The organism is Streptomyces sp. NBC_01497 (genome assembly GCF_036250695.1).
Lineage (GTDB): Bacteria > Actinomycetota > Actinomycetes > Streptomycetales > Streptomycetaceae > Streptomyces.
The window spans coordinates 1333396-1358321 of the sequence record NZ_CP109427.1; the positions used below are offsets into that span (position 1 = coordinate 1333396).

19 protein-coding genes and 1 pseudogene are annotated in these 24926 nt (G+C 72.6%); 11 read left to right on the forward strand and 9 right to left on the reverse strand.

What is annotated here, in order from left to right; genetic code table 11:
• Window positions 1-117: 117 nt before the first annotated feature.
• The 4 genes from OG310_RS05765 to OG310_RS05780 form a co-directional block, all read right to left on the reverse strand.
• Window positions 118-1338 carry a glycoside hydrolase family 76 protein gene (locus OG310_RS05765; RefSeq protein ID WP_329454790.1) on the reverse strand — a complete coding sequence of 407 codons (1221 nt, stop codon included), beginning with the start codon at window positions 1336-1338 and terminating at the stop codon, window positions 118-120.
• A 97-nt stretch (window positions 1339-1435) separates the two neighbouring features.
• Window positions 1436-2248: a carbohydrate ABC transporter permease gene (locus tag OG310_RS05770; RefSeq protein WP_329454791.1), complete on the reverse strand. Its 813-nt coding sequence runs from the start codon at window positions 2246-2248 to the stop codon at window positions 1436-1438.
• Window position 2249: 1 nt separating this feature from the next.
• Window positions 2250-3206: a carbohydrate ABC transporter permease gene (locus OG310_RS05775; RefSeq protein ID WP_329454792.1), complete on the reverse strand. Its 957-nt coding sequence runs from the start codon at window positions 3204-3206 to the stop codon at window positions 2250-2252.
• The gene (locus OG310_RS05780; protein ID WP_329454793.1) at window positions 3203-4498 is read right to left on the reverse strand and encodes an ABC transporter substrate-binding protein; all 1296 of its coding nucleotides are present in this window, start codon (window positions 4496-4498) and stop codon (window positions 3203-3205) included. The genes OG310_RS05775 and OG310_RS05780 overlap by 4 nt, the downstream gene beginning before the upstream one ends.
• A 306-nt stretch (window positions 4499-4804) precedes the next feature.
• On the opposite strand from OG310_RS05780, the gene OG310_RS05785 reads away from it, so the two are divergent.
• The 4 genes from OG310_RS05785 to OG310_RS05800 all read left to right on the forward strand — a co-directional run bounded on the left by OG310_RS05785 (window position 4805) and on the right by OG310_RS05800 (window position 9687).
• Window positions 4805-6505, forward strand: coding sequence for a class I mannose-6-phosphate isomerase (locus OG310_RS05785; protein ID WP_329454794.1), 1701 nt, complete (start codon window positions 4805-4807; stop codon window positions 6503-6505).
• Window positions 6502-7569 carry an ROK family protein gene (locus tag OG310_RS05790; RefSeq protein WP_329454795.1) on the forward strand — a complete coding sequence of 356 codons (1068 nt, stop codon included), beginning with the start codon at window positions 6502-6504 and terminating at the stop codon, window positions 7567-7569. Before OG310_RS05785 ends, OG310_RS05790 begins: the two co-directional genes overlap by 4 nt.
• Before the next feature lie 79 nt (window positions 7570-7648).
• On the forward strand, window positions 7649-8683 hold the full coding sequence (locus tag OG310_RS05795) for a LacI family DNA-binding transcriptional regulator (protein ID WP_329454796.1): 1035 nt from the start codon (window positions 7649-7651) through the stop codon (window positions 8681-8683).
• 122 nt (window positions 8684-8805) lie between these two features.
• Window positions 8806-9687: a class I SAM-dependent methyltransferase gene (locus OG310_RS05800; RefSeq protein WP_329454797.1), complete on the forward strand. Its 882-nt coding sequence runs from the start codon at window positions 8806-8808 to the stop codon at window positions 9685-9687.
• Between the two features lie 54 nt (window positions 9688-9741).
• Here OG310_RS05800 and OG310_RS05805 read toward each other — a convergent pair whose 3' ends face one another.
• Window positions 9742-10629, reverse strand: a complete 888-nt coding sequence (locus OG310_RS05805) for a helix-turn-helix domain-containing protein (RefSeq protein ID WP_329454798.1) — start codon at window positions 10627-10629, stop codon at window positions 9742-9744.
• Window positions 10630-10706: 77 nt separating this feature from the next.
• On the opposite strand from OG310_RS05805, the gene OG310_RS05810 reads away from it, so the two are divergent.
• The 3 genes from OG310_RS05810 (at window position 10707) to OG310_RS05820 (ending at window position 14622) form a co-directional block, all read left to right on the forward strand.
• Window positions 10707-11564 (forward strand): alpha/beta fold hydrolase, encoded by an 858-nt coding sequence (locus tag OG310_RS05810; protein WP_329454799.1) that lies wholly within the window; start codon window positions 10707-10709, stop codon window positions 11562-11564.
• Window positions 11565-11631: 67 nt separating this feature from the next.
• Window positions 11632-12804, forward strand: coding sequence for a cytochrome P450 family protein (locus OG310_RS05815; protein ID WP_329454800.1), 1173 nt, complete (start codon window positions 11632-11634; stop codon window positions 12802-12804).
• 477 nt (window positions 12805-13281) lie between these two features.
• Window positions 13282-14622 carry a M1 family metallopeptidase gene (locus tag OG310_RS05820; protein WP_329460036.1) on the forward strand — a complete coding sequence of 447 codons (1341 nt, stop codon included), beginning with the start codon at window positions 13282-13284 and terminating at the stop codon, window positions 14620-14622.
• Between the two features lie 181 nt (window positions 14623-14803).
• Here the strand turns inward: OG310_RS05820 and OG310_RS05825 are convergent, their stop codons facing one another.
• Entirely contained in the window at window positions 14804-15289 is a 486-nt protein-coding gene (locus OG310_RS05825) for a DUF2000 domain-containing protein (protein ID WP_329454801.1), read from the reverse strand.
• A gap of 316 nt (window positions 15290-15605) precedes the next feature.
• Entirely contained in the window at window positions 15606-16124 is a 519-nt protein-coding gene (locus tag OG310_RS05830; RefSeq protein ID WP_329454802.1) for an ATP-binding protein, read from the reverse strand.
• Between the two features lie 358 nt (window positions 16125-16482).
• On the opposite strand from OG310_RS05830, the gene OG310_RS05835 reads away from it, so the two are divergent.
• Window positions 16483-16833 (forward strand): hypothetical protein, encoded by a 351-nt coding sequence (locus OG310_RS05835; protein WP_329454803.1) that lies wholly within the window; start codon window positions 16483-16485, stop codon window positions 16831-16833.
• Between the two features lie 314 nt (window positions 16834-17147).
• Window positions 17148-18203, forward strand: a complete 1056-nt coding sequence (locus OG310_RS05840; protein ID WP_329460037.1) for a lipoate--protein ligase family protein — start codon at window positions 17148-17150, stop codon at window positions 18201-18203.
• Between the two features lie 332 nt (window positions 18204-18535).
• On the opposite strand, the gene asnB is transcribed toward OG310_RS05840, so the two are convergent.
• Both asnB and OG310_RS05850 read right to left on the reverse strand, forming a co-directional pair.
• Window positions 18536-20365, reverse strand: a complete 1830-nt coding sequence (gene asnB / locus OG310_RS05845) for an asparagine synthase (glutamine-hydrolyzing) (protein ID WP_329454804.1) — start codon at window positions 20363-20365, stop codon at window positions 18536-18538.
• Window positions 20366-20721: 356 nt separating this feature from the next.
• Entirely contained in the window at window positions 20722-21720 is a 999-nt protein-coding gene (locus OG310_RS05850) for a TIGR03842 family LLM class F420-dependent oxidoreductase (protein ID WP_329454805.1), read from the reverse strand.
• 956 nt (window positions 21721-22676) lie between these two features.
• Here OG310_RS05850 and OG310_RS05855 point away from each other — a divergent pair.
• On the forward strand, window positions 22677-22805 hold the full coding sequence (locus tag OG310_RS05855; protein WP_329454806.1) for a hypothetical protein: 129 nt from the start codon (window positions 22677-22679) through the stop codon (window positions 22803-22805).
• A 599-nt stretch (window positions 22806-23404) separates the two neighbouring features.
• Window positions 23405-24819, forward strand: a pseudogene (locus tag OG310_RS05860) (amidase).
• Window positions 24820-24926: the final 107 nt, after the last annotated feature.

Genomic DNA, 24926 nt, shown 5'->3' on the forward strand with positions numbered 1-24926 from the left:
CCTTCGTCTGTCGTGCGGTGCGATGCGGTGCGGTTCGGGTGCGGCGCGGTGACGGGCGGTGGTGTGTCTCCCGGGTGCGCCGCTGGGCGGCCCCGCCTCTCGCGGGGCCGGCCGACGTCACGTGATGCGGTGGTAGTCCTTCGGGTCCCAGGCCAGCAGGGCGAACAGCTGTACGGCGGCGGACTGGTTGAGGGTCCCGACCGGCAGGGCGGGGTCGGGTGTCCCGCCGTTGCTCCCCTGGAAGTGGAACAGCCCGGTGGCCGGGTCCCGGTTGTCGGTCCACAGCCGTTGTGCGTAGGCCGCGAGAGTGGCGCGGTAGCGGGCGTCGTGGTGCACGGAGTCCAGGAGCAGCAGGTCCTGGAAGAAGAACGAGTTGAAGATGGCCGGCTGGTCGTAGAGGCGGCTCTCGGCGCCGTAGTACGCGAGGGCGCCGTTCGCGTCGTCGACGGCGTCGTGGAGGTAGGCGCTCTTGCCCGTGGCACGGTAGAGCACGGTCGCGGCGCCGATCATGGCGCCCGAGTTGTAGCTCCACAGGGTGGTGTTGAGCGTGCCGTCGTCGCCGAGGTCGTTGGCGTACAGGCCCGGGGCCTGCCTGAGGCAGGTGCGGTTCCAGTCGTAGGCGCGCTGTGCCCAGTCGAGGTAGGTGCGCTGGTGGGTGATCTCGTAGAGGTTGGCCGAGAGCTGCGCGAACAGCCCGGTGACGTTGGCCGCGCGCATGGCGTTGCTGTCGCTCTCCACCCAGTGCATGCCGCCGGGGCAGGCGCGGGCGGTGTCGGAGTCCCAGCCGCGCAGGTCGGTGGTGAACTGGGCCCGTGCCGCGTCGAGGAGGCCGCGGTCACCGCTCGCCCGGTACTGGTCGGTGAGGGTGATGCCGACGACGGCGTTGTCGTCGTAGAAGAGGTCCCCGCCGGTGCCGAGCGGCGCCGGAAGGTAGGAGTCGTACCCGCTGTGCGCGGGATCGGTGCTCGCGTACTGCCCGAGTGCCGTGAGGCGGTCCTGGACGTCGGGGCCGTACTTCCGCCCGAGGCCCGGGACGTTCGCGAGGTCGAAGGTGGCCTGGGTGGCCTCGCGGTACTCCCACAGGTACGAGTACGGGTTGTCCGTGGGCTGCTTCGGTGTCTGCTCCTGGAAGAGGCCGTGGCCGGAGGCTCCGAGGTAGAGGTGGTCGAGCAGTGCGGCATAACTGCCGGCCGCGCGCGCGGCCCACGGTCCGTCCGCGGGCGCGGCAGGGGACGGCGCGGCGGAGGCGGGGGCGGCGAGGACCGCTCCGGCGATCAGCGGGCCGACGGCGGCGAGGACGCTCAGCAGGCGCCGTGGGCGGCGTCCGGTGCTTCTCATACGGGACTCTCCTCCTGGTCGGGGCGGGGTCGGTCCGCTCCCTGGGCGGGCGAAGGGGTGCGGGGCGTGCGGGGAGCGCGGGAAAGGCGTCCGGGCCTCAGACATTGAGTTTCAGGCTCGACACGAAGAACCGCTGGGCGAGGAAGAAGACGATCACGGTGGGCAGGGACACGAGCAGCGCGCCGCCGAGGACGACGGGCGGGCCGACGTTGGAGTAGTTGCCCTGGAGGTCCGCGAGCGCGGCCATCACCGGGCGGATGTTCCTGCTGGTGGCGAGGGTGATCCCGAACAGGAGGTCGTTCCACACGGCGACGAACTGGAAGACGAACGCGGCGATCATCGCGGACTTCGACAGCGGCAGGAACACCGAGACGAACAGCCGCCACCAGGAGGCTCCGTCGAGCCGGGCCGCCTCCACCACCTCCGGCGGGAGGGTGACCGCGAAGTTGCGGACGACGAAGTACGCGAAGGGGATCGCGATCGCCACGTAGATGACCATCATGCCGAGCTGGGTGTCGTACAGGCCGGTGTTGGCGTACGCGAGGAACAGCGGGCGCAGGAACACCTGCAGCGGCAGCAGGGTGCCGACGTAGATGAGCCAGAACCACAGCCCGCGGCGGCTCACCGGCATGATGACCGTGGCGAACGCGGCGAGGGTGGCGACGAACACGGCGACCAGTGAGCTGACCACGGCGTAGTACAGGCTGTTGGCCATCGCGGGACCGAGATCGGTCAGTGTCCAGGCCGACTTGATGTTGTCGAACAGACCGAAGCTGTTGGGGAACCACAGCGGGCTGCCGGTGTACTTCTTCGCCGAGGTCAGGCCGTTGACGATCAGCAGGTACGTGGGGACGAACCAGGCCAGGGCCAGGACCACGACGGTCGTGTTGCGAAGAGACTTGGCGACCATGTCACACCTTGCCCTGGGTCGGCAGCTGGCGCCGCAGGTAGGTCCATGACGCGAGCAGCACGACGACGGTCAGAAGGACCGCGATCGCCGCGCCCGCGCCCGGACTCTGGAAGAGGAAGGTCTCCTGGTACATGGAGACGGCCAGGGTCTCGGTGGCGCGGCCGGGACCGCCCTGGGTCAGCACGAAGATCAGGTCGAACGCCTTGAGCCCGTTGACCAGGCTCATCCCGATGACCACCACGGAGACGGGGCGCAGTTGCGGGAAGATCACGTAACGGAAGCGCGCCCAGGGGCCCGCGCCGTCGAGGCTCGCGGCCTCCAGGGTCTCCGGCGGCACGGTCCCCAGCCCGACCATGAAGAGGATCACGGCGACACCGGTGGCCTGCCAGGTGGAGGCGATGATCATCACGATGGTGTTCCCGGGCCACTCCAGCAGCCAGCCGCCGGCCAGGGAGCCGAGGTGCAGGCCACGCAGGATCTCGTTGAGGGCACCGTCGTCGGTGAGGATGAAGTTCCACACCACCGCGACAGCGGAACCGGAGATCGCGTACGGGACGGTGACCGAGAGCCGCGCGAGCCGGGACCAGCGGGTGGCGTTGGTGAGCATCGCGATGGCGAGCCCGGCGGCGGTGGGCAGGGCGATGGCGCCCACCACCCACAGCAGGGTGTTCTCCAGCGACCTGATGAGGTTGGGGTCGGTGAAGAACGCGCCGTAGTTCGTCAGGCCGTTGAAGGTGGAGTGGGTGAAGTCGCTGTAGAAGCTGCGGCGGAGTGTGTAGAGGAAGGGCAGCAGCAGGACGACCGCGACGATCAGGACGGCGGGAGCGAGGAAGCCGCCGGCCATCAGCCTCTCGCGCAGCAGTGCGGCGGCGCGCCCGCGGCGCGCGTCCCGGGTGGGGCCCGGGCCGCCCGGCGGCAGCGCCGCCCCCGGTCCCGCCTCGTCGGTCACCGTACTCATTGGCCGCCCTTCCGCCAGAGGTCCCACTCCGTGTCGGCGCGCGCCTGCATGGACCGCAGGGTGGACTTCGCCTCGGAGGGATGGATCATGAAGTTGCCGAGGTCCAGGATGTTGCCCTGGATGAGGTTGGGCGGGCTGGCCTCGTTGTACCGGGTGAGGAGTTGCCGCCCGTGGGTGGTGATGTCCTGCTGGATGCTCCGGACGACCGGGTTGGACGGCCGCACCGTGGGGTTGGCGGAGCTGTCCTGGAGGAAGTCGGACCACACGCGCTGCACGCGGGGGTCGAGCCAGCCTTGGACGGCGGCCATGGCGCCCTTGTGGTCGGCGGCCCTGCGCGGTACGACCAGGACGCCGGACTCGGTGATGACGGAGGCCTTGGTGCCGGGATGCACGGTCGGCAGGATGAACGCCCCGTAGTCGATGTCCGGCCGCAGGCCGCCCGCGCCGATCGCTGCCGCCTCCCAGCTGCCGTGGAGGAACATCGCGAGTTTCCCTGACTTCATCTGCGCGGGGCCGTTGGCCTGGTCGAAGTCGGGGGACGTCATGTAGCCCTTGGCGATGAGGCCCCGCCAGATGTCCATGGCCTCGACGACGGTGTCGTCGGTGTAGCGGGCCCGGCCCGCCACGAGGCGGGTGTAGAAGTCCGGGTCGAGTTTGCTGACCAGTTCCTCGAACCACTCGAACGCGGGCCAGGTGCCGCTCTGCGTACCGAGGAACGGTGTCACACCGTTCCTCTTGAGCACCGCCGCGTTGTGCATCAGCTCGTCCCACGTGGTGGGGACCTCCAGGCGGTACTTGGCGAAGACCGCCTTCGCGTAGAAGACCACGTACGAGGACTGGTACAGCGGCATGCCGTAGACCTTGCCCTCGTAGCTGACGGCGGGCCTGAGGCCGGCGGAGACCCAGCCCTGGGCGCGGGCCGCGTCCCAGGCGTCGCTCAGGTCGGACAGCCCGCCCCTGCGGGCGAGGGAGTAGAGGGCGTAGCCGTTGGCCCACTTGGCGACGTCGGCCGCCTTGTCGGTCTCGGTGGAGGTCTGCACGACCTCCTGGTACGAGGTGGTGGAGGCGTTGGACAGCGGCCGGAGGGCGTAGCCGGTGACACGCTTGAGGACCGCGCCCGCCTTCTCGTAGCCCGCCGTCCAGGTGGCGTTGTCGTTGTAGAGGTTGACGGCGCCCGGGACCGTGCTGGTCGAGCTGCCGCGTACGCAGCCCGCCAGGCCGCCCGCCGCCGCGAGTCCGGCCATTCCCGTCAGCAGGCGCCGCCTGCCGAGGTCAACACGGCCAGGGTGCATGACCTGTCCTTCCGTCCGTTGGGAGTGCGCCGTTGTTCCGGGCCGGCCGGGCGCGAGCCCGGGCGCCGGTCACGGCGCCGGGCCTCGACGAGGGTGCCCGGCATCGGGCGTGAACGTCCTTGGCCGGGAATCGCCTTGGCGCTGCACGGCCGACATGAAGGTAACCGTAACAATCAAGCGCTACAAGACTTCGTACAGAGAAACCTTTAAAACCGCACTTCACAGCCGTGCAAGAGGCACACGCACTGGACACTGACGCGATCGACGATATGGTACCGATACCAAGCGAGATGAAAGGTGCTTCCCGTGCGGCTGGATGGCGGCGACCGACCCTACGAGCCCAACCCGCGCTACGCGGCGATCGGCTCTTCCGTACAGACCGGCTGGTCAGCAGCCGTTGAGCAAGTGGAAGACGCGACCGGCACACTCGCCGTCGACGGCCCCTGGAGTCTGGACTGGGAGCGGGTACGCACCGATCTGGCCGCCGCGCTGCCCGGGGCGGAACTGATCGATGTGCGCACGTACCTCGCCCCCTGGGAGACGATCCGCGAGCGCACCGACGCCGACGTACTCGCGGACGACCCCCACTTCGCCCGGCTGACGACCGCGACCCTGGCCGACTTCTTCGGCGCGCTGCCCGAGCCGGCGGCCCCGGCGGGAACCAGAACCGTGGTGTTCGGCCCCGGCGCCGGCCTCGTCGGGCACGACACGCTCTGGTACGTGGACCTGCCGAAGCGCTACGCCGAGGCGGCCGTGGCCGCCGGCACGGGCTCCACCATCGGCCTGCCCCGGGGCGAGAAGCCGGGCACACGACGGCTGTTCTACATCGACTGGCCGGTACTCGACCGGCACCGCGACGCCCTCGCGCCGCGCGTGGACCGGTGGTTCGACCTCCAGGACCCGGCACGCCCGGTGTCCCTGAGCGGCGACGCCCTGCGTGCCACGGCCGCCGAGCTGTCCGGCCGCCCCTTCAGGACCCGGCCCACCTTCAACACCACACCGTGGGGCGGCCAGTGGGCCCGCCGCGAGCTGGGCTTCAACCCGGAAGGCCCCAACACCGCACTCGGGTACGAGCTGATCGCACCGGAGTCGGGTGTGCTCGTGGGGGACGGGGACGCCTGCCTGGAGATACCGTTCCAACTGCTGGTGGCGCTCGCGCCGGAGCGGGTGATGGGCGCCCGCGTGCACGAGATGTTCGGCACCTCGTTCCCGATCCGCTTCGACTACCTCGACACGGTGGCGGGCGGCTCCCTCTCCGTCCACTGCCATCCCCAGAGCGACTACATGCGCGAGGTGTTCGGCTGGCCGTACACCCAGCACGAGACGTACTACATGATGGTCGGCGGCGAGCAGAACAAGGTGTACCTCGGGCTGCGCGGCGATGTGGACGTCGACCGTTTCCACGACGACGTGCACCACGCGGACAGCGAGCAGCGGCCGTTCGACATCGAGGACCACGTACAGACGTTCCCCGCACGGGAGGGCCAGCTGTTCCTGGTGCCCGCGGGCACACCGCACGGCAGCGGTGCGGGCAACGTCGTCCTCGAAGTCAGCGCCACCCCCTACCTGTACTCGCTGCGCTTCTACGACTGGCTGCGCCGCGACGCCCGCGACCGGCCCCGCGCCGTCCACGTCGACCACGCCTTCCGCAACCTGAACAGCGGTCGGACCGGCGAGGCGGTCCGCACCGACCTGGTCCAGTCGCCGCGCACGGCCCGCTCCGGCGACGGGTGGAGCGACGAACTCCTCGGCGTGCTGCCGGAGATGTTCTTCGCGGTGCACCGGTTCGACGTCGACCCCGGTGCCACCGCCGAGGACGACACCGACGGGCGCTTCCACATCCTGAACGTGGTCGACGGAGCCGGGGTGCTCGTACGCACCGCGTCCGGCGACATCCACCCGCTGCACTACGCGGAGACCCTGGTCGTGCCCGCGGCCGTCGGGCCGTACACACTCACCGCGCTGGGAAGCGAACAGGTGCGGGTCGTCAAGGCGTTCGTACGGTGACAGCCGCCGGGAGCCCGCCCGGGAGCGGCCCGGGGCCCGACGGCGCGACCCGGCCCGGCGGGCACGGTGCGCCAGAGGCCGCGGCCCGGGTGCCCGTCCTGGAGGTGGGTGGCACGCATGTCGTCGCCGCCCTGGTCGACTTCGGCGGAACCACGCCGCGCGTGGAGCACGGCGAACGCCACCCGTTGCCCGCGGACGGCGGCCCGGAGGAGATCGTGGACCGCATCGCGGGCTGCGCCAGGACCCTGCCGGGGACACCACGCGGCCGGTGGGCGGTGGCACTGCCCGGCCCGTTCGACTACGAGGCCGGAGTCGCGCGGTACGAGGGCGTGGGAAAGTTCGACGCCCTGCACGGCCTGGATCTCGGCCGGGCCCTTATGGCACGGCTGCCCGGCGCCACGGGGATCACCTTCGTCAACGACGCCGTGGCGTTCGCCCTCGGCGAGGCAGCGTACGGTGCGGCCGTCGGGCACGGGCGGAGTGTCGCCATCACCCTCGGCACCGGGGTCGGCTCCGCGTTCCTCTCCGGCGGGCGCCCGGTGAGCGAGGGAGCGCTCGTACCACCGCAGGGGCGTGCCGATCTGATCCGGTGTGACGGACTTCCCCTGGAGGACGGGGTCTCCCGGCGGGCCGTGATCCGGGCCTACCGGGCGGCGACCGGGCGGGAGCGCGATGTGCGGGAGATAGCGGCACTCGCGCGCAGGGGCGACACGGCGGCGACCCGCGTCGTCACGGACGCCTTCGGCCTGCTCGGCCGGGCGCTCGGCCCCTGGCTCGCGCGCTTTCGTGCGACGGTGGTCGTCGTGGGCGGCTCGATGACCGGTTCCTGGGACGTGCTCGGACCCGCCGTACGGGACGGGGTGCGCGCGGGCGCGCCGCAGGCTGCGGGCATCCCCTGGGTGACCGCGCGCCTGGGCGCCGACGCGCCCCTGCTCGGGGCGGCACTGTCCGGCGGGGCCCCGCACGACGCGTGGCCGCCCGGGACGGCGTCTCGGGTCGCGACACCACCGGCCGGTCCCCCACCGCCCGCGTCCCCGGCCCCGCTTCGGGGCGAAACCGGCTGAACGCCGTGGACCCTATCCTTCAGCAGGAGCGGCGCGAGGGGTGCGCGTCGCGCGATTCGACAGCCCGGGAGGCACTGACATGGCCGGCACACCGCCCAGTCCGAGCGCGCCGACGATGAAGGAGGTCGCCTCGCTCGCGGAGGTCAGCACCATGACAGTGTCGCGGGTGCTGAGCGGCCACGCCGGGGTGTCCGCGGTCAAGCGGGAGCGGGTGGAGGCGGCGGTCAAGGAGCTCGGGTACCGGACGAACACCCTCGCCCGCAGCCTGCGGCACGGGGCGCGTACGGGCACCGTCGGGGTGATCGTCACCCACCTCGGCAACCCGTTCTACGCCCGCCTCGCGCTCGGCATCGAGGAGATGCTCGCGACCGAGAACCTGCGCGTGATGATCACCAACACCGACGGGGACGTGGCACGCGAGCGCGACGCGCTGCAGGACTTCACCGAACGGCGCGTGGACGGGCTGATCCTGGTCCCCGCGGGCTCCCATCAGGCCTACGTGGCCGACGAGGTCGGCGCATCCACCCCGGTGGTCGTGGTGGCCCGTCCACCCGTCGGACTCGAAGCGGACTGCGTCCTCGTCGACGACTTCGGCGGCGCGCACGCGGCGACCGCCCGCCTCGTCGCCGAGGGCCACCGCAGGATCGGCTTCCTCGGCACACCTCCGTCCGTCTACACCGGCTCGGAGCGCTACCGGGGCTTCTGCGCGGCGCTGGAGGAGGCGGGCATCGCACCGGACGAGGACTACGTCCGGCGGGGCCAGGAAGATCTCGCGGCAGCGGAGAGCGCGGCGACGGAGCTGCTGGCCCTGAGCCGGCCGCCGACGGCGGTGTTCTGCACCAACAACCGCAACACACTGGGCGCGTACCGGGCGGTGCGGCGCGCCGGCGCGCGCACGACGCTGGCCGGATTCGACAACTTCGAACTCGCCGACGTGCTGAGTGTGCCCGTGGTGGTCGTCGCGTACGACCCGGACGAGCTGGGCCGGCAGGCGGCCCGCCTCCTCGCCGACCGCCTGCCGTCGCCGGAGCGCCCCGGCGGCACGGCGATCCCGCCGCGCCGGATCGTGGTGCCGACCACACTCCTGTCGTACGTCCCGGACGACACCTACTGACACGGGCCGGGTCGACCGCTCGCGGACCTCGCGATCGGCAACTGGGTTCGCCACAGGCACCGTTCGCCCCTCGCGGGGACAGGACGACCGGTGGCTGCCGGCGGTGCGTGGATACTGTCGCGGTGTTCTCCGACGCCGACGCCGCCGCGCTGTACGACCTGCTGAACCCGTGGGACCCCCTGCGGTGGCCCAGCGACGCCTTCTACGACGAGTTGGTCGCGACCGCCGGCTCGGTCCTGGACGTCGGCTGCGGTACCGGCTCCATGCTGCGCCGGGCGCGCGAGAGCGGCCATACCGGCCGCCTCGTCGGCCTCGACCCGGACCGTGCCGCGCTCGCCCGGGCCCGGCGCCGCACCGACGTCGAGTGGGTCGAGGGCACTGCGGCGGACGCGGAGTGGAACGCCGAGTTCGACCTTGCGACCATGGTCAGCCATGCTTTCCAATGCCTCGTCACGGACCACGATGCGCGTGCCTCGCTGACGGCGATCCACGCCGCGCTGCGCCCGGGCGCGCGCTTCGCCTTCGAGACCCGCCATCCGCGCGCACGGGCCTGGGAGAGCTGGACCCCTTCGAACGCATCCGTCATCACCGACGCGCACGGCCGTGCCCTGCGCGTCTGGCACGAGATCGACTCTGTCGCCGGTGACGTGGTCACCTTCACCGGGACGACGGCCGCCCCCGACGGCGCCGTGCTGCGCGTCGACCGCACCAGCCTGCGCTTCTACGACGTCGCCACCCTCGACGCTCTCCTCGCGGAAACGGGGTTCGAGGTCGAGGCCCGGTACGGGGACTGGGATCGGGGGCCTCTCACCGGTACCAGCGCGGAGATCATCACGATCGCCCGCCGGACACCGCCCCACCGGATCCGGCCCTCCGATCGTGGCGCGTCGTCAGGGCCGCGGCCGGATGGCGTGGACCTTGAGGAACTCCCACGACCCCGAGCCCGACCGCGCCGCGAAGAAGGACACCCGGGCCGGCGACCGGGCCGCGGCCGGCGACGTTGAGTTCGCCCCGCACACCGACCGACCGCGCGTGGCGCAACCGCGTCGGAGCCCGGTTCACCGCCCTGCGCCACGGGGCGGACGTTGCCGGCTGCGGCACTGGCGCGTGTGGTCGGGCCAGGCGCTCTCGTCGACGGCCAGCCACGGCTCGCGGACCACGGCCGACGGAGTGATTCCGGCGAAGGCCGCCACGTCGCGGTGCAGGTGGGACTGGTCCGCGTAGCCGCCCTCCGCGGCGACGCGTGCCGCGACATCACCCGCGGCCAGTCGGTGAACCGCCCTGTCGAAGCGGACGAGCCGGGCGGCGCGCTTCGGCCCCATCCCTGTCTGCGACCGGAACCGGGACCACAACCGCTTGCGGCTCCACTCCACTTCGCCGGCCAGTTCCTCGACCCGGACCCTTCCTCCGGCGCCGACGATCCGCCTCCACACCCACGCCACCTCCGGGTCGACCAACGCCCGCATCCCGCATCGCCGTTCGATCAGGGACCCGGCCAGGGCGAAGCGCCTCTCCCACGACGGGGCCTCGCTCAACTGCTCGCGGATCCGTTCCACCACCCGCCGGCCCCACACATCGTCGAGGGCAACGAAGCCGTCCAGGCCGGCCGGGGACACGCCCAGCACCGAGTGCGCGACCAGCGGGGACAGGCGGACCTGCAGGCACTCGACGCGCTCGCCCCGCACCCGCACCTGACCGCCGGACCCCAGCCCGGGACCGGCGACCACGCTCCCCCGCTGCTGCCGCCCGGCCGTGTCCTCCGTGACCGGCGCATCCGAGCCGAACTCCACCGCCAGCATCACGGACGGGTGCGGAATCACCCTCTGGGAGACCGACGCCCTGCCGCTGTCCCGGAACCCGGCCATACTCACTCCCGTCGGCCCGCTGGGCCGTGCCGGGCTCACGACGTCCCAAACGGACGCACCGTGGTACGTGTTGGACCCCATGCTCCCAGCCTACGCACCCCGGGCCGGCGGAACATTCGTCCAATACGCGGGGGCCCCCGGCCGCCAGAGTGGGGCACATGACCACGGAGAACCTGTTCCTCCCCTGCGAAGGGGGAGACATCCACGTACAGCAGGACGGCCCCCACGACGCCCCCGCTCTCGTACTCGTCCACGGACTCGCCGCGTCCGCGCACTGGTGGGACGCGATCGTTCCGGAACTGTCCGGAGCCCATCGAGTCATCCGGATCGACCTGCTCGGACACGGGGGATCGGCCGCACCGGAAGGCCCCGGCTACGGGGTCCCCGAGCACGGACGCCGGGTCGGCGCGGTGCTGGACCACCTCGGTCTGGACCGGGTCGTCGGGATCGGCCACTCCACGGGCGGCCTCGTCGTGACGGCGCTCGCCGAGGAACGGCCGGGCCTCGTCACCGCGATGGCGCTCATCGACACCGGCCCGCGCCTGGACGCGTTCCTTTCGAACGGTTCCGCCGGGCGGCTGTTGCTCACCCCGGGCGTCGGCCGCCTGCTGTGGCGGCTGCGCACCGACGGCCTGATCCGCAAGGCGCTGAGCACGGGCTTCAGCCGCACCGGCTACGCGATCCCGCAGCAGATCGCGGACGACGTGCGGGCCATGACACTCCACGCGATGCTCGCCACCTCACGGGGCGCCGAGGACTACCTCGGGCAGCGCCCCGTCCCGGAGCGGCTGACAGCCCTCGGGATACCGCTCCTGGTCGTCTTCGGCGAACAGGACCGCAGGTGGCGGCCGTCGTCCGCGACCGACTACACCGCCGTCCCCCGGGCGAGGGTCGAGATGCTGCCCGGCCTCGGCCACTCACCCATGCTGGAGGATCCACGGGTGACCGCTGCGATCCTGCGGACCTTCCTGGCGGCCCCTCCCCCGAACCACCCTCGCCGCGCCCGCAATCCGTGAGGGTCGCGACGTGTCCGCCGCGCGCCACTCGTCGTGAACTCCCCTCCCCTGGTGGAGGGTGGGGACCATGACTCGTCCTGATCCGGTCGACGGCCCCTACGCCGTCCACGACCACGCCCACTCCGGCGGGCCTGTCCGTGAAGTCCCCAACGGCCAGGGGAGAACGTGCAGTTACCTCGTCACCGGGTACGACGCGGCCCGGCAGGCGCTGGCCGATCCGCGGCTGTCGAAGGACACCCAGGTGTTCTTCGCCGCGAACCCCGGCGGCCGGGACCTGCATCCGGCCCTCTCGCGCACCATGCTCGCCACCGATCCGCCCGGTCACACCCGCCTGCGCGCCCTGGTCACCAAGGCGTTCACGACCGGAGCGGTGTCCCGTCTGCGCCCGCGTGTCCAGCAGTTGACGGACGACCTGCTCGACCGATGGCCGTCCGGTCCCGGCGGTGAGGTCGACGTGGTCGAAGCCCTCGCCGTACCGCTGCCCGTGGCCGTGATCTGTGAACTCCTCGGCGTCCCCGAGTCGGACCGCCCCGATGTCCGCCGCTGGTCGGCCGCGTTGTTCGCCGCCGGAGCCCCGGCCACGACCGACGCCGCGTCGCACGCCGTCGCGTCCTTCATGGCGCGGCTGATCGCGGCGAAGCGGGAGGCCCCGGGGCGCTCGCTCCTGGACGGCCTGATCGCGGCGCGTGCGGGGGACGACCGGTTCACCGAGGACGAACTCGTCTCCCTGGCCTGCCTCCTCCTCGTCGCCGGGCACGAGACCACCACCAACCTGATCGGCAACGCGTTCCTGGCACTCCTCCTGCGGCCCGCCGCAGGGAGCCGCCTGCGAGAGAACCCCGACCGCATCGCCGGGGCGCTGGACGAGTTGCTCCGCTTCGACTCTCCCGTCAGTACGGCCACGTTCCGCCACGCCACGGAGCCGCTCACCCTCGCCGGTACGGACATTCCCGCCGGGGCACCCGTCCTCATCGCCCTGGGCGCCGCCAACCGGGATCCGCGACGGTTCGCGGATCCGGGGCAGTTGGACCTGGATCGCGACGCGGGCGGCCATCTGGCGTTCGGTCACGGCATCCACCGCTGCCTGGGCGCGCCGCTCGCCCGCGCGGAGGCCGAGATCGCCCTGCGCTCCGTCCTCGCCCGCTTCCCCGGCTGCCGGCTGGCCGTGCGTCCCGAACAGGTGCGGTGGCGCACGACGCGGCTCGTGCGCGGGCCGGCTTCCCTTCCCGTACGGGTCTGATCCGGGACGCGGACGAGCCGGTGCGCCGGAGCGCCACCTGTCAGTGCGCAGCGGTGCCTCACCGGCCGGTGCCCGGCGGTACGCGCCGGGGCAGGAGCACCGCGCTCCCGGTGCGCGCGCCGGCCGGTCGCTCGGGCCGGGGCGCCCCTCGCTCCTCGGAGTGCGGGGCCGGTCACGGGTCCGGTCGGGTCGGACAGCGGGCCGGGGGATTGTGACGAGGGGCCCGAAGTCCTTCTGGCGCGCGAACAGGGGCCCCTGGTAAGCCTGCTGTGCCTGGGACGTCTTGTCCCGCTCGTGCGGCGCGCAATAAAGTGTGCGTTTTCGCACCGCGCCGTTCCCGGGTCGACACCTCGTTCAGGAGTGCACGTGTTCGCTGCCCGCCCCGCCGCCCTCAGCCGCCGTTCGCGCGACGGTTTCGTCCGATCGGGCCGCCGCGCCCGTACCGCCGCCACCGCGCTCACCCTCGCCGCGCTCGTCCTGACCACCGTGGGGACCGCGGCCGCGGACTCCGGGGGCGGGCACGGTGCGCCGGGCCAGGGCGACCCCTACTTCCCGCTCTCCGGCAACGGCGGCTACACGGTCCGCCACTACGACCTCGACCTCGGCTACGAGCCCGCGACGAAGAAGCTCACCGGCGACGCCACGGTCACCGCCCGCGCGGGTCAGGCTCTCGCCGCCTTCGACCTCGACCTGTCGGGGCTCACCGTCAACCGGGTGCGGGTGGACGGACGTACGGCGCACTGGACCCGGCACGGCCAGGAACTCGTCGTCACACCGCCCCACGCGCTGCGCAAGGGCGCCACATTCCGCGTCGACGTCGCCTACTCCGGCGTGCCCCAGTACGTCACGGACCCCGACGGCTCGGCGGACGGCTGGATCACCACGGACGACGGCGCCTTCGTCGCCGGTGAGCCGCAGGGCGCCATGTCGTGGTTCCCGTCCGACAACAACCCACTGGACAAGGCCTCGTACAGCTTCCGGGTCACCGTGCCCGCCGGGTACACGGCCGTCTGCAACGGTGTGCTCGACGCGCAGCACACGCGGGGCGGGAAGACGACCTTCCAGTGGCGGCAGGACCAGCCGATGGCGAGCTACCTCGCCACGGCCACGGTCGGCAGGTTCGATGTCCAGCGCTACACCACGGCCTCCGGGATCCCGGTGTACAACGCCGTCGATCCGCGTGAGGCGGCCGGCGCGGCTCCCGCGCTCGCGAAGATCCCCGAGATCCTCGACTGGGAGACGAAGCTCTTCGGCCCGTACCCCTTCTCGGCCGCCGGGGCGATCGTCGACGACGCGCACGACGTCGGGTACGCCCTGGAGACGCAGACCCGGCCGATCTACGACCGGGCGCCCGACGTCAGCACGGTCGTCCACGAGACGGCCCACCAGTGGTTCGGTGACTCCGTCAGCCTGACCAGCTGGAAGGACATCTGGCTCAACGAGGGGTTCGCGACCTACGCCGAGTGGCTCTGGCAGGAGCAGCACGGGGGTGACACCGCGCAGGCGACCTTCGACCACTACGACGGGCTCCCGGCGACCGACAGCCTCTGGGACTTCCCCTCGGCCGACCCCGGCAACGGTGCCAACATCTTCGCCTCGCCCGTCTACACGCGCGGCGCGATGGCCCTGCAGGAACTGCGCGACGCCGTCGGCGACAAGGACTTCTTCGCCATTCTCAAGGCGTGGGCACGCGAGCACCGTTACGGCAACGGCACGACCGGCCAGTTCGTCGCGCTGAGCGAACACCTGTCGGGCAAGCACCTCGGGACGCTGTTCCACACCTGGCTGTACACGGCGGGCAAGCCCGCGACCTCGTAGCGGACAGCGCCGGTGCGTACCGCGCGCACGCGCCGCGACGGGCCGACGGCGGCGGGCCCCGGGCCTGTTCCGGGTCCGCCCCGCCGTGGGCCCCTCCCCCTCGTCCCTGGTTCGTGCCTCCTGTGCGCGCGGCGGCCGGGACAGCGGCGCGCCGCCCACGCCGGGGCGGGGCGGGAGCGTGTCAGGGCAGCAGGGGGAGCTTCTTGACAATCTTGTCCACGCGGTTGCGCGGCCCGACGATGCTGACCGCGTAGTAGTCGAGGGCATCGCCGGCCGTCTCCCCGACCGAGTCCAGGTACTCCGAGTAGACCCGGGTGTGCTGGGCGGCGGCGGGCATGTCGGCGACGAACGTCCCTTCCGAAGCGGCGGCCTTGGCCCGTACGGCACGCAGCGTCGCGGAATCGGCGGCCAGGACCGAGCAGCCGGCCCACGGCAGTCCGGGGTGCGCGGCGCCGTCCGCGTCGACGGCGGTGTCACCGAGCATGCCCCCGACGGCGTCCGAGGTGGCGGCCGCGACGCAGATCGCGGCGTTCACCGCGCGGCCTGCGGGCAGACTCCCGTCGACCACGACGACCCACTTGAGGCGGGCGGCACGGGTGGGCGCGTCCTGATCGATCTCGTCGGCGGCGAAGCCGACGGCGGCGGCTTCCGTGGTTTCAGCGAGCACTGGCTCAACTCCTGCTCGGATGTACGGCATATACGCCAGCGAGCATACGGATCGTGCGCGAGGAGTCACTGTGCTTCGAACGTTGTGCGGCGAGATGGGGCCTTGCGGCACCGGAATCACCGTTCGTACGGCGATCAGCTCGCGTCGCCCCTCAAGGTTCGGCGGCCCGGTTGCCGGAAGTCAGAAGGAGCGGGAGCAGGAGGAGCCGGAAGGGTGGGGAGATCCGGAACGGCGTCGGCCGCACGGTCGGCCGCCGGTCCGCCCGGGCGTCCCCGACTTCGTACGGCGAAGCGCGCCCGGGGTGACGCCGGGGAGATCAGACCGCTGCCGGCTCCAGGGCGACCCGCACCTTGATCCGCTTGCCGACGGGCTCCCGCCGTACGTCGAAGCCGTCGCAGAGCGCCATGACGATCTCCAGGCCGTGCTGGCCGATGCGGCCCGGCTCCGCCGCGCGTGCCACCGGCAGGGTCCCGTCGCTGTCCCACACCGCGATCTCCAGTTGGTCGCCGATCAGTTCGCAGTCCAGGAGGCAGGGCCCCGGCGCGTACTTGCAGGCGTTGGTCACCAGCTCGCTGACGACCAGCTGGGCCGTCCCGATCGTTCGCGACGACACGGGGATGCCGTGCACGCGGCTGAGATCCGCCAGGTAACCGGAGGCGAAACCCCGGGCCGCGGCGATCGACTCCGGCTCGCCGTCGTACACGGCGCTGACCCGTGGACAGGCTCCCGGCGTCCCGGCAGCTCCGGTGCCGTCCTGCCCGCCGCCGTGTCCCGTCATCTGCTCCATGTGCTTCTCTCCCCCGCGCCCGTTCGATCCCACGATGATCCATCGCATACCCGCTCCAGCCCGCTCCACGCCTACGGCATCGGGACGAACGCCCCGGACGGCACACCGCCCCGGCAGCGGCGGCACGGTGGGGCAGGCCTTTCCGCCGGCGCCGACGACCCGTCCCCGTCCCCGTCCCCGTCCCCGTCCCCGTCCCCGTCCCCGTCCCCGAAGAGTGAACCTGCCGATGCCCCCGGAGCGCCTGGAGTGCCCGTTCCCTCCACGGACCCGGCCTGCGACGGGCCCGGCGTACGGGGCCGGCCATGCGGAATCCGGGCCGCCGCACCCGGAGCACGCGGTGCGCGGCCGGTGAGCACGCCACGACCGGCGTCCCACCCCTCGCTTCCCGGCCGATAGCGTGCACCGCGTGATGAGATTCCGGCGTTCCGCCTCCGCCGACCCCGCCCGTACGGACGCGACGCCGGCCTCCCCGCCCGGCTCCCGGGGCTGCCAGGCACCCGCGGGCGGCGCCGGCGAGAGCATCGACGACCTGATGGTCCAGATCGCCGAGGGGAGCGAGACGGCCCTCGCCCGGCTCTACGACCTCACCGCGGGCCTCGTGCTCGCCATGGCGGGCACCGCCGTCTCGTCGGAGCCATCAGCCGAGGCGTACCTGACGCGTGCCTACCGGGCAGTGTGGAAGGCGGCACCGCGGTACCGTCCGGGTCCGCACGCCCTGGCCTGGGTGCTCCACCGCGCCGTCGCCGTCCAGCCGTGAGTCATCGCTTCCGGGCGACCGCGCCGGCCGGTCGCCGGGCCGTGCCGGGGCTTTCGCCCTCCGCGCCGACCCGCAGAGCGCCGCGTCCCGCACGACCACGCCCCTCCGCCGCGCGGGACGCACGCGCGGATGCCTCCACGGTCTGAGGGCGCCTACGCCACCCGGGGGTCTCGCGTGGTCCGCGGGCCCGGCCCGGCCGAGTCCCTGGCCTGTGCGGGTCCGTGGTCGAGGAAGGGTGTCGACCGTTCCCGGCCGCGTGGAATGAACCCGGGAGCGGGACGGTTCGCAGTCTCGGGAAGTGTGGAGGCATGGCCATGCATGGTGAGTACAAAGTGCCCGGCGGGAAGCTCGTCGTCGTGGATCTCGACACCGAGGGCGGTGTGTTGCGGCGGGTGCGCGTCGCCGGTGACTTCTTCCTGGAACCCGACGACGCGCTGGGCGCCATCGACGCCGCGCTGGAGGGCGCTCCCGCCGACACCGACGCGGCGGGGCTCACCGCCCGGATCGATGCCGCGCTGCCGGCCGGCACCACCATGCTCGGGCTCACGACCGAGGGCGTCGCCGTCGCCGTACGCCGGGCCCTCGCGCAGGCCACCGAGTGGCGCGACTACGACTGGCAGCTCATCCATGAGGCGCCCCAACCACCGGCCCTCCACATGGCGCTGGACGAGGTGATCACCGCCGAGGTCGCGACCGGGCGCAGACCGCCCACCCTGCGGGTGTGGGAGTGGGCGGCGCCCGCGGTCATCATCGGCAGCTTCCAGTCGCTGCGCAACGAGGTCGATCCCGAGGGGGCGGAACGCCACGGCATCACGGTGGTGCGGCGCGTCTCCGGTGGCGGCGCCATGTTCGTGGAGCCGGGAAACACCATCACGTACTCGCTGTCCGTACCCGAGGCATTGGTCAAGGGCCTCTCGTTCGCGGACAGTTACGCCTATCTGGACGACTGGGTGCTCGGCGCTCTCGGGGACATGGGGATCAACGCCTGGTACCAGCCGCTCAACGACATCGCCACCGACGTCGGGAAGATCGCGGGCGCCGCGCAGAAGCGCGTCGTGGAGGGGCAGGGCGCGGTCCTGCACCATGTGACGATGGCGTACGACATCGACGCCGAGAAGATGACCGACGTCCTGCGCATCGGGCGGGAGAAGCTCTCCGACAAGGGAACGCGCAGCGCCAAGAAGCGCGTGGACCCGCTTCGACGCCAGACCGGCCTGCCGCGCGAGACGGTCATCGACCGCATGATCGAATCGTTCGGGAGCCGGTACGGGCTGACCGCCGGCCGGGTGTCCGCCGGGGAACTCGCCCGCGCGGAGGAGCTCGTACGCACGAAGTTCAGCAGGCCGGAATGGCTTGCGCGCGTCCCCTGAACACCCGTGCGAGCGCCGCGTGTCCGGGTCTCGACGCCGCCCGGAAGATCCCCGGCAACAGTCGGGCGCCGGTGACACCCCCGTACTGACGGCGCGGCACACCACCGACGGCTGTGTCTGTGTCTGTGTCTGTGTCTGTGTCTGTGTCTCGCGAGGGTTCACGCGGTGTGTGCCGCCGCACGACCGGCGCCCCGGCCCCATGAAGGGCCGGGGCGCCGGCATCGCGCACGGGAGGGAGTGTGACGGACGGGGCGTACAGCGGGCGCGGCCTGCACCTCCGCACCCACGCCGGGCCCCGCCGGGCTACGCCCCCGGCCCGGGCGATCCGGCCGTCAGACCCGCACGGTCGGGTTGTACGAGGTGAACCAGGTGTCCAGGTCCAGCGCCCGCTCCAGCACCGCGCGCTGCTGCTGTGTGATGTCCTCGGGCGCCGCGGTGGTGGCCGCCCTCAGCGCCTCCTTGTTGAGCAGGTCCGCCGCCGGGCGCCGCCCGCTGACGACCTCGGCCGCCTGGTCCTGGATGGCGGTGACATAGCTCGGGTCGAACGTGCCCGGGTACCCGCTCTTCTTGCGGTTCGCCACCGACTCCGGCAGCAGTTCCCTGGTCGCCGCGCGCAGCAGGCTCTTCTCCCGGCCGTCGAACGTCTTCATCGACCAGGGGGTGTTGAAGACGTACTGCACGAGGCGGTGGTCGCAGAACGGCACCCGCACCTCCAGACCCACCGCCATGCTCATCCGGTCCTTGCGGTCAAGCAGCATCTGCACCATGCGGGTCAGATGGAGGTGGCTGACGACGCGCATCCGCGCGTCCAGACCCGTCTCACCGTCCAGCAGCGGGGTCTCGGCGACAGCCGTACGGTAGCCGTCCGCTATGTATCCGCCGAGGTCGAGCACGGGGGCGAGGTCGTCGCTGACCTGCCCGGCCGATCCGCCGATGGACGGAGCGCCCGCCATCCACGGGAACGTCTCGGCGTGGCGCCGGTCGTCGTGGAACCACGGATACCCGCCGAACACCTCGTCCGCCGACTCGCCGGAGAGCGCGACGGTGGAGTGTTTGCGCACGGCCGCGAACAGCAGGTACAGCGAGTTGTCCCGGTCGCCTATCCCCATGGGCAGGTCGCGTGCGCCGACGGCCGCCCTGCGGACGGCGGGAGCCGACAGCGCGGTGCCGTCGAGGATGATGTCCTCGTGGGCGTTGCCGAGGTGTTCGGCGACGGCGTGCACGAACGGGGTGTCCTGCGTCGGCGCGATGTCGATCGCCTGGAAGTGCTTCTCCTGGTCGGGGAAGTCGACGGCGAAGCTGCGCACGGTCTCGCCCTGCGGCGCCAGGTGCATCGCGGCGAGCGCGGTCAGCGCCGAAGAGTCGAGCCCCCCGGAGAGCAGGGTGCACCGCGGCACGTCCGCGACGAGCTGCCGCTTGACGATGTCGTCCAGCAACTCCCGTACGTGCGCCACGGTCTGCTCGCGGCTGTCGGTGTGCGGCTCGGAGCGCAGCTGCCAGTACGTACGGCGGCGCAGCCCGTTCCTGTCGAGGGTGATGATCTCGCCGGGCCTGACCTCCGCCATGCCCTCCCACACCGCCACACCGGGGGTCTTGGCGAAGGAGAACAGCTCGCGCAGCCCGTCGAGGCCGACGACCGGCCGCGCCAGCGGGTTGGCCAGGATGGCCTTGGGCTCGGAGCCGAAAAGGACACCGTCGTCCGTCTCGTAGTAGTAGAACGGCTTGATCCCCATCCGGTCGCGGATCATCACGAGCCGTTCGGTGCGCGCGTCCCAGATTGCGAACGCGTACATGCCGTTGAGGCGGTCGACGAGCGCGTCGCCCCATTCGAGGTAGCCGTGGAGCACGACCTCGGTGTCCGAGTCGGTGTCGAACCGGTGGCCCGCGCGGCGCAGTTCCTCGCGGAGTTCGGTGTAGTTGTACGCCTCTCCCGAGTAGACCATCGAGACGTCGCCCTCGGGCGTCCCGACCGTCATCGGCTGCGCGCCGCCCGGGAGATCGATGACCGCGAGCCGCCGGTGGCCGAGGGCCGCGTGGTGGTCGAGCCAGGCGCCCGCCGCGTCAGGGCCGCGGCAGGACATGGTCTCGGTCATCGCTTCGACGTCCTGCCGGTGGAGCGTCAGGTCGCGCTGGTACGCGACCCATCCGGTGATGCCACACATGGTGGTCCTCATTCCTGTCGCAAAGGTTGCCTTGGCAAACCACTTCCCATCTCACTCGCCCGTGCACACCTGTACGGCACACCCATCGGCGTGGGGTTTCTAACAGCAAAGGTCTGGTCAGGAGAGGTTGGCCGACCGACCGGCGCGGGTAAGCGAACCGGCACCGTGCGTCACCGGGCGCACCCCTTGAGGACTCCACCGGACCCGCGGGCGACGGCGGGTGACACGAGCAGCGACCGGCGCCCCCGGCCCAGTACTCCGGGGAACGCCGTCGGACGCGGGGCGCGGGAGCGGAGGCGACACCCGCCGTTCCCGCGCGGTGCGGGGCCGCCCACCGCAGGGCGTCCGCAGGGTCCTCAGCGCAGCGCGGGGATGACCTGCTCCCCGTAGACCTCGATCACGGCCTCCTTCGCGTCGTGCATCGCGTACACCGCGAACTGGTCGACACCCAGGTCCCGCAGCGCGCGCAGCTTCGCCACGTGGGCCGCCACGTCGCCCAGGACGCAGAAGCGGTCCACGATGTCGTCGGGCACGAAGTCGGTCGACGGGTTCCCGGCCCGGCCGTGGTGCGCGTAGTCGTAGCCCTGCCGGCGCCCGATGTAGTCCGTGAGCGCGGCCGGGACGACGTCGGAGTGGGCGCCGTAGCGCGCGACGAGGTCCGCGACATGGTTGCCGACCATGCCGCCGAACCAGCGGCACTGCTCGCGCGCGTGCGCCAGGTCGTCGCCCACGTACGCGGGCGCCGCCACGCACACCGTGAGCGCGGCCGGATCACGTCCCGCCTCGGCGGCGGCCGTCCGGGCGGCCTTGATCATCCACTCCGTCAGATACGGGTCGGCGAGTTGCAGGATCAGCCCGTCGGCGACCCGCCCCGCGAGCGCGAGCGCCTTCGGGCCGTACGCCCCCATCCAGACCGGCAGACGGCCCTCGCGCACCCAGGGAAGGCGCAGCGGACGTCCGTCGACCAGGGCCTCCCTGCCCTCCGCGAGATCCCGGATCACTCCGATCGCCTCGCCGAGCCGGGCCAGGGTGTTCGGGGCGCGGCCCGCGACCCGCATCGCGGAGTCGCCCCGGCCGATGCCGCACACCGTCCTGTTGCCGTACATCTCGTTGAGCGTCGCGAACGTGGAGGCCGTGACCTCCCAGGTACGCGTCCCGGGATTGGTCACCATCGGCCCCACGACCAGCCGGTCCGTCTCCGCGAGAACCCGGCTGTGGATGACGAAGGGCTCCTGCCACAGCACCGCCGAGTCGAAGGTCCAGCCGTGGCGGAACCCGGCCGACTCCGCGCGGCGCATCAGGTCCACGACCGCGCTCGCCGGTGGGTCCGTCTGCAGGACAAGTCCGAATTCCATCGGCCGTTCCTCCTGGGGTGCGGGGCGGCCGGCCCACGGAGCCGGCGGACGCGTGGGCGACGTGGGCGGGCCGGACGTCGGTGGACAGGGAGCGAACGGGGCGGCGGTGGGTGGCCGGAGGTACGGGCGTCTCCCGTCGGTACGTATCACCCGCGGCGCGTGCGTTGAGTGAACTCTCCCCCTTCGGCGGCGGTTTCCTGCCGTGACAGGACCGTCTCCCCCCGGCCGTCAGCCGTTTGCCCTCGTGCGCGCCGGGCAGCCCCGGCGCGCGTTCGTTGCCCCGCCACCGAACGGGCCATGAGCGGCGCGCGGGTCGTGGGTGCCGGTCATGGGTGCGGGCCGGCCGTACGGGAGGGGCCGCACCGTCACCGGGCGTGCCGCCGGTCCCTCCGGCGAAGGCGCCCCGGTCCGGCTCCTTGCGGCCAGTGAAGCAGAGGGGCACTCGTCCGTCACCACCGCGTGAGCGCGCGAAGACCGTCGCCCCCGGCCCCCGGGTACGGCATCGCACGCGCGGGGGAACAGGGCCCGCACGGCGCACGGCCGGACCGGCGGGCAAACGGATCGGTGGACAGCGCATCGGGGACAGCCGCAGGGGTGGCGCGACCCGCCGGCTCGGCAGCCGGACCGGTGGCTCGGCGCACCCCGCCCGGCGCCCGACCCGGGGCAGCCGGGTCGGAGGGCGCCCTCCCCAAGGGGCCGCCGGAGCGGGAACCGCGCGGCCGGAGGGCGCCGGCACCGGGGCGTCGCCGACCTGCCGAGCACCAGGAGCCGTGAGACGGTGGGGGTGCCGCGGGGCGGGACGCACCGTGCCGCACAGGTCCGTGGCGCGGGGCACGGGCGAGGTGTCGCACGGGCGGGCGAGCCCGGACCCGGTCCGCCCGGCGTAGGCCGCGATTCCGGCCCGGGCGAGCCCTGCCCGGTCGCACCCGCAGCATCCTCACCCCGGAGGAGTCCGCATGAGGGCACTGGAAGTAATCGGATTCTCGCTCGCCGTGACCGCCATCGTCGTCCTGCTCTTCCTGTTCATGGTCGGCGGGCCCACGTACCGGCGGCGGACGCCGAAGGGCGACGGGAGCGACAAGTAGGACGGCCCCGGGTCGAGGCGCGCCGAGGTCGCGGCCCCGGGGCGCGGACTGCTCCCGTGCGGCATCCCGTCGAGCCGGCGCGCCCGTGCCGCGTCGGACACCGGCCGCGCTCGCCTCGGTGCTCCCGGGCTCGGCGTATCCACCTCGACGACCTCACGGCGCGTCCCTGTCCCCGCCATACCGTTCCGGGGCGCGGGGGTGGGCGTGGACACGCGGCGGGCCGGGACGCCGACCTTCGCCGGCGCCCGCGACCCCGTTGCTTCCATCATGGAAGTGTCGTAATCTGACCATCGGCCAGAGCGGGAGGACGACGAGATGCGCCGTGGCGCGGCCGCCAGGCCCGCGCGCCTCACCCTCCCCCGGCCACCCGGTCCCCATCGGTGCCCCGGCCCGTCCCGTGCCGTCCAGGCACCGCTCACGGCATGCCGTTCCTCCGGCCATCGCCAGAGGGCGCCTCGGTGACGGCAGGCAGATCCCCGCAAGAAGCTCCCGGGCCTCACGGCCTCACGAGTGATCAGTTTCCAGCCGAACCGCCGAAGGTACGCACCGTGACGACATCCGACTTCACCTACAAGAGCGCGACCGAACTCGTGGCGGCCATGAACTCCCGGGAGGCCTCCGCCGTCGAACTCGCGGAGCAGGCCATCGCCCGCATCGAGCGGCACGACGGCGCCCTCAACGCCGTGTGCGTCCGGGACTTCGACCGCGCCCTCCTCGCGGCGCGCGAGGCCGACCGCTCCCGGGCCGGGGGCGACGACCGGCCGCTGCTGGGTGTGCCCATGACCGTCAAGGAGTCCTTCAACGTTGCCGGACTGCCCACGACCTGGGGCATTCCCCCTTTCAGGGACTTCGTGCCGGCCGAGGACGCGGTCGCCGTGGCCCGCCTCAAGAGCGCCGGCGCCTGGTCCTCGGCAAGACCAACGTGCCCTTCGCACTGGGCGACCTGCAGACCTACAACGCCCTCTACGGGACGACGAACAACCCCTACGCCCCCGACAGGACCCCGGGCGGCTCGTCCGGTGGATCGGCCGCCGCCCTCGCCGCGGGATACGGCGCGCTGTCCCTCGGCTCCGACATCGCGGGATCGCTGCGCGTACCGGCCCACTTCTGCGGGGTGTACGCGCACAAGTCGTCCTTCGGCCTGCTGCCCTCGCGCGGCCACACCACCCCGCCGGCCCCGCCTCTCGCCTTCGAACGCGATCTCACCGTCATCGGCCCGATGGCACGCAGCGCCACCGATCTCGCGCTCGCCCTGCGCCTGTTGGCCGACCCCGACGACACCGCGCTGGGCATCGCCCACCGTCTCGCGCTGCGGCCGCCGCGCCACGAGGACCTGGCGAGCCACCGCGTGCTCGTCCTCGACAGCCACCCGCTGATCCCGACGTCGGACAGCGTGCGCGGCGCGGTCGACAGGGTGGCACGGGCGTTGTCGGAGGCCGGGGCGACGGTGGCACGTCACAGCCCGCTGCTGCCCGACCCGACCGAGGCCGCGCGCCTGTACATGCGGCTACTGCTGTCCGTCGTGGCCTCCGGCTATCCGGCCGAGACGTACGAGCGCGTCCGCGACGAGGCAGCCGGACTCGACCCGGACGACCTCGGCCTCGCCGCCGAGCGGACGCGGGGGTCGGTGCTCAGTCACCGGGACTGGATCGCCGCGGACGCCCTGCGCGTGCGGCACCGGGACCAGTGGCGCGAACTGTTCACGGCCTTCGACATCGTCCTGTGCCCCGCGGCGCCCACCCCCGCGTTCCCGCACGACCAGAGCCAGGACCAGTGGCGGCGCCGCGTCGTGATCGACGGCGAGCCGCACTCCTACGCCGATCAGCTCGTCTGGTCCGGGGTCGCGACGACGCCGGGCCTGCCGGCCACCGTGGCGCCCGTCGGCCTGTCCGGGGAGGGCCTGCCCCTCGGCGTTCAGCTCATCGGCCCGCTCTTCGAGGACCTCACTCCGATCCGCTTCGCCGAACTGCTCGCCCGGGAAGTCGGCGGCTTCACCCCTGCCCCGCTCGCCTGACCGGGACGGCCCCGCCCGGACCGGTGGACCGGCCGGTCCCGGAGACCCGAACGCCCCTGCGGGGCCGAGCCGGAGGCCGCTGGTCCCTCCGGGGCCGTCGTCGTGTC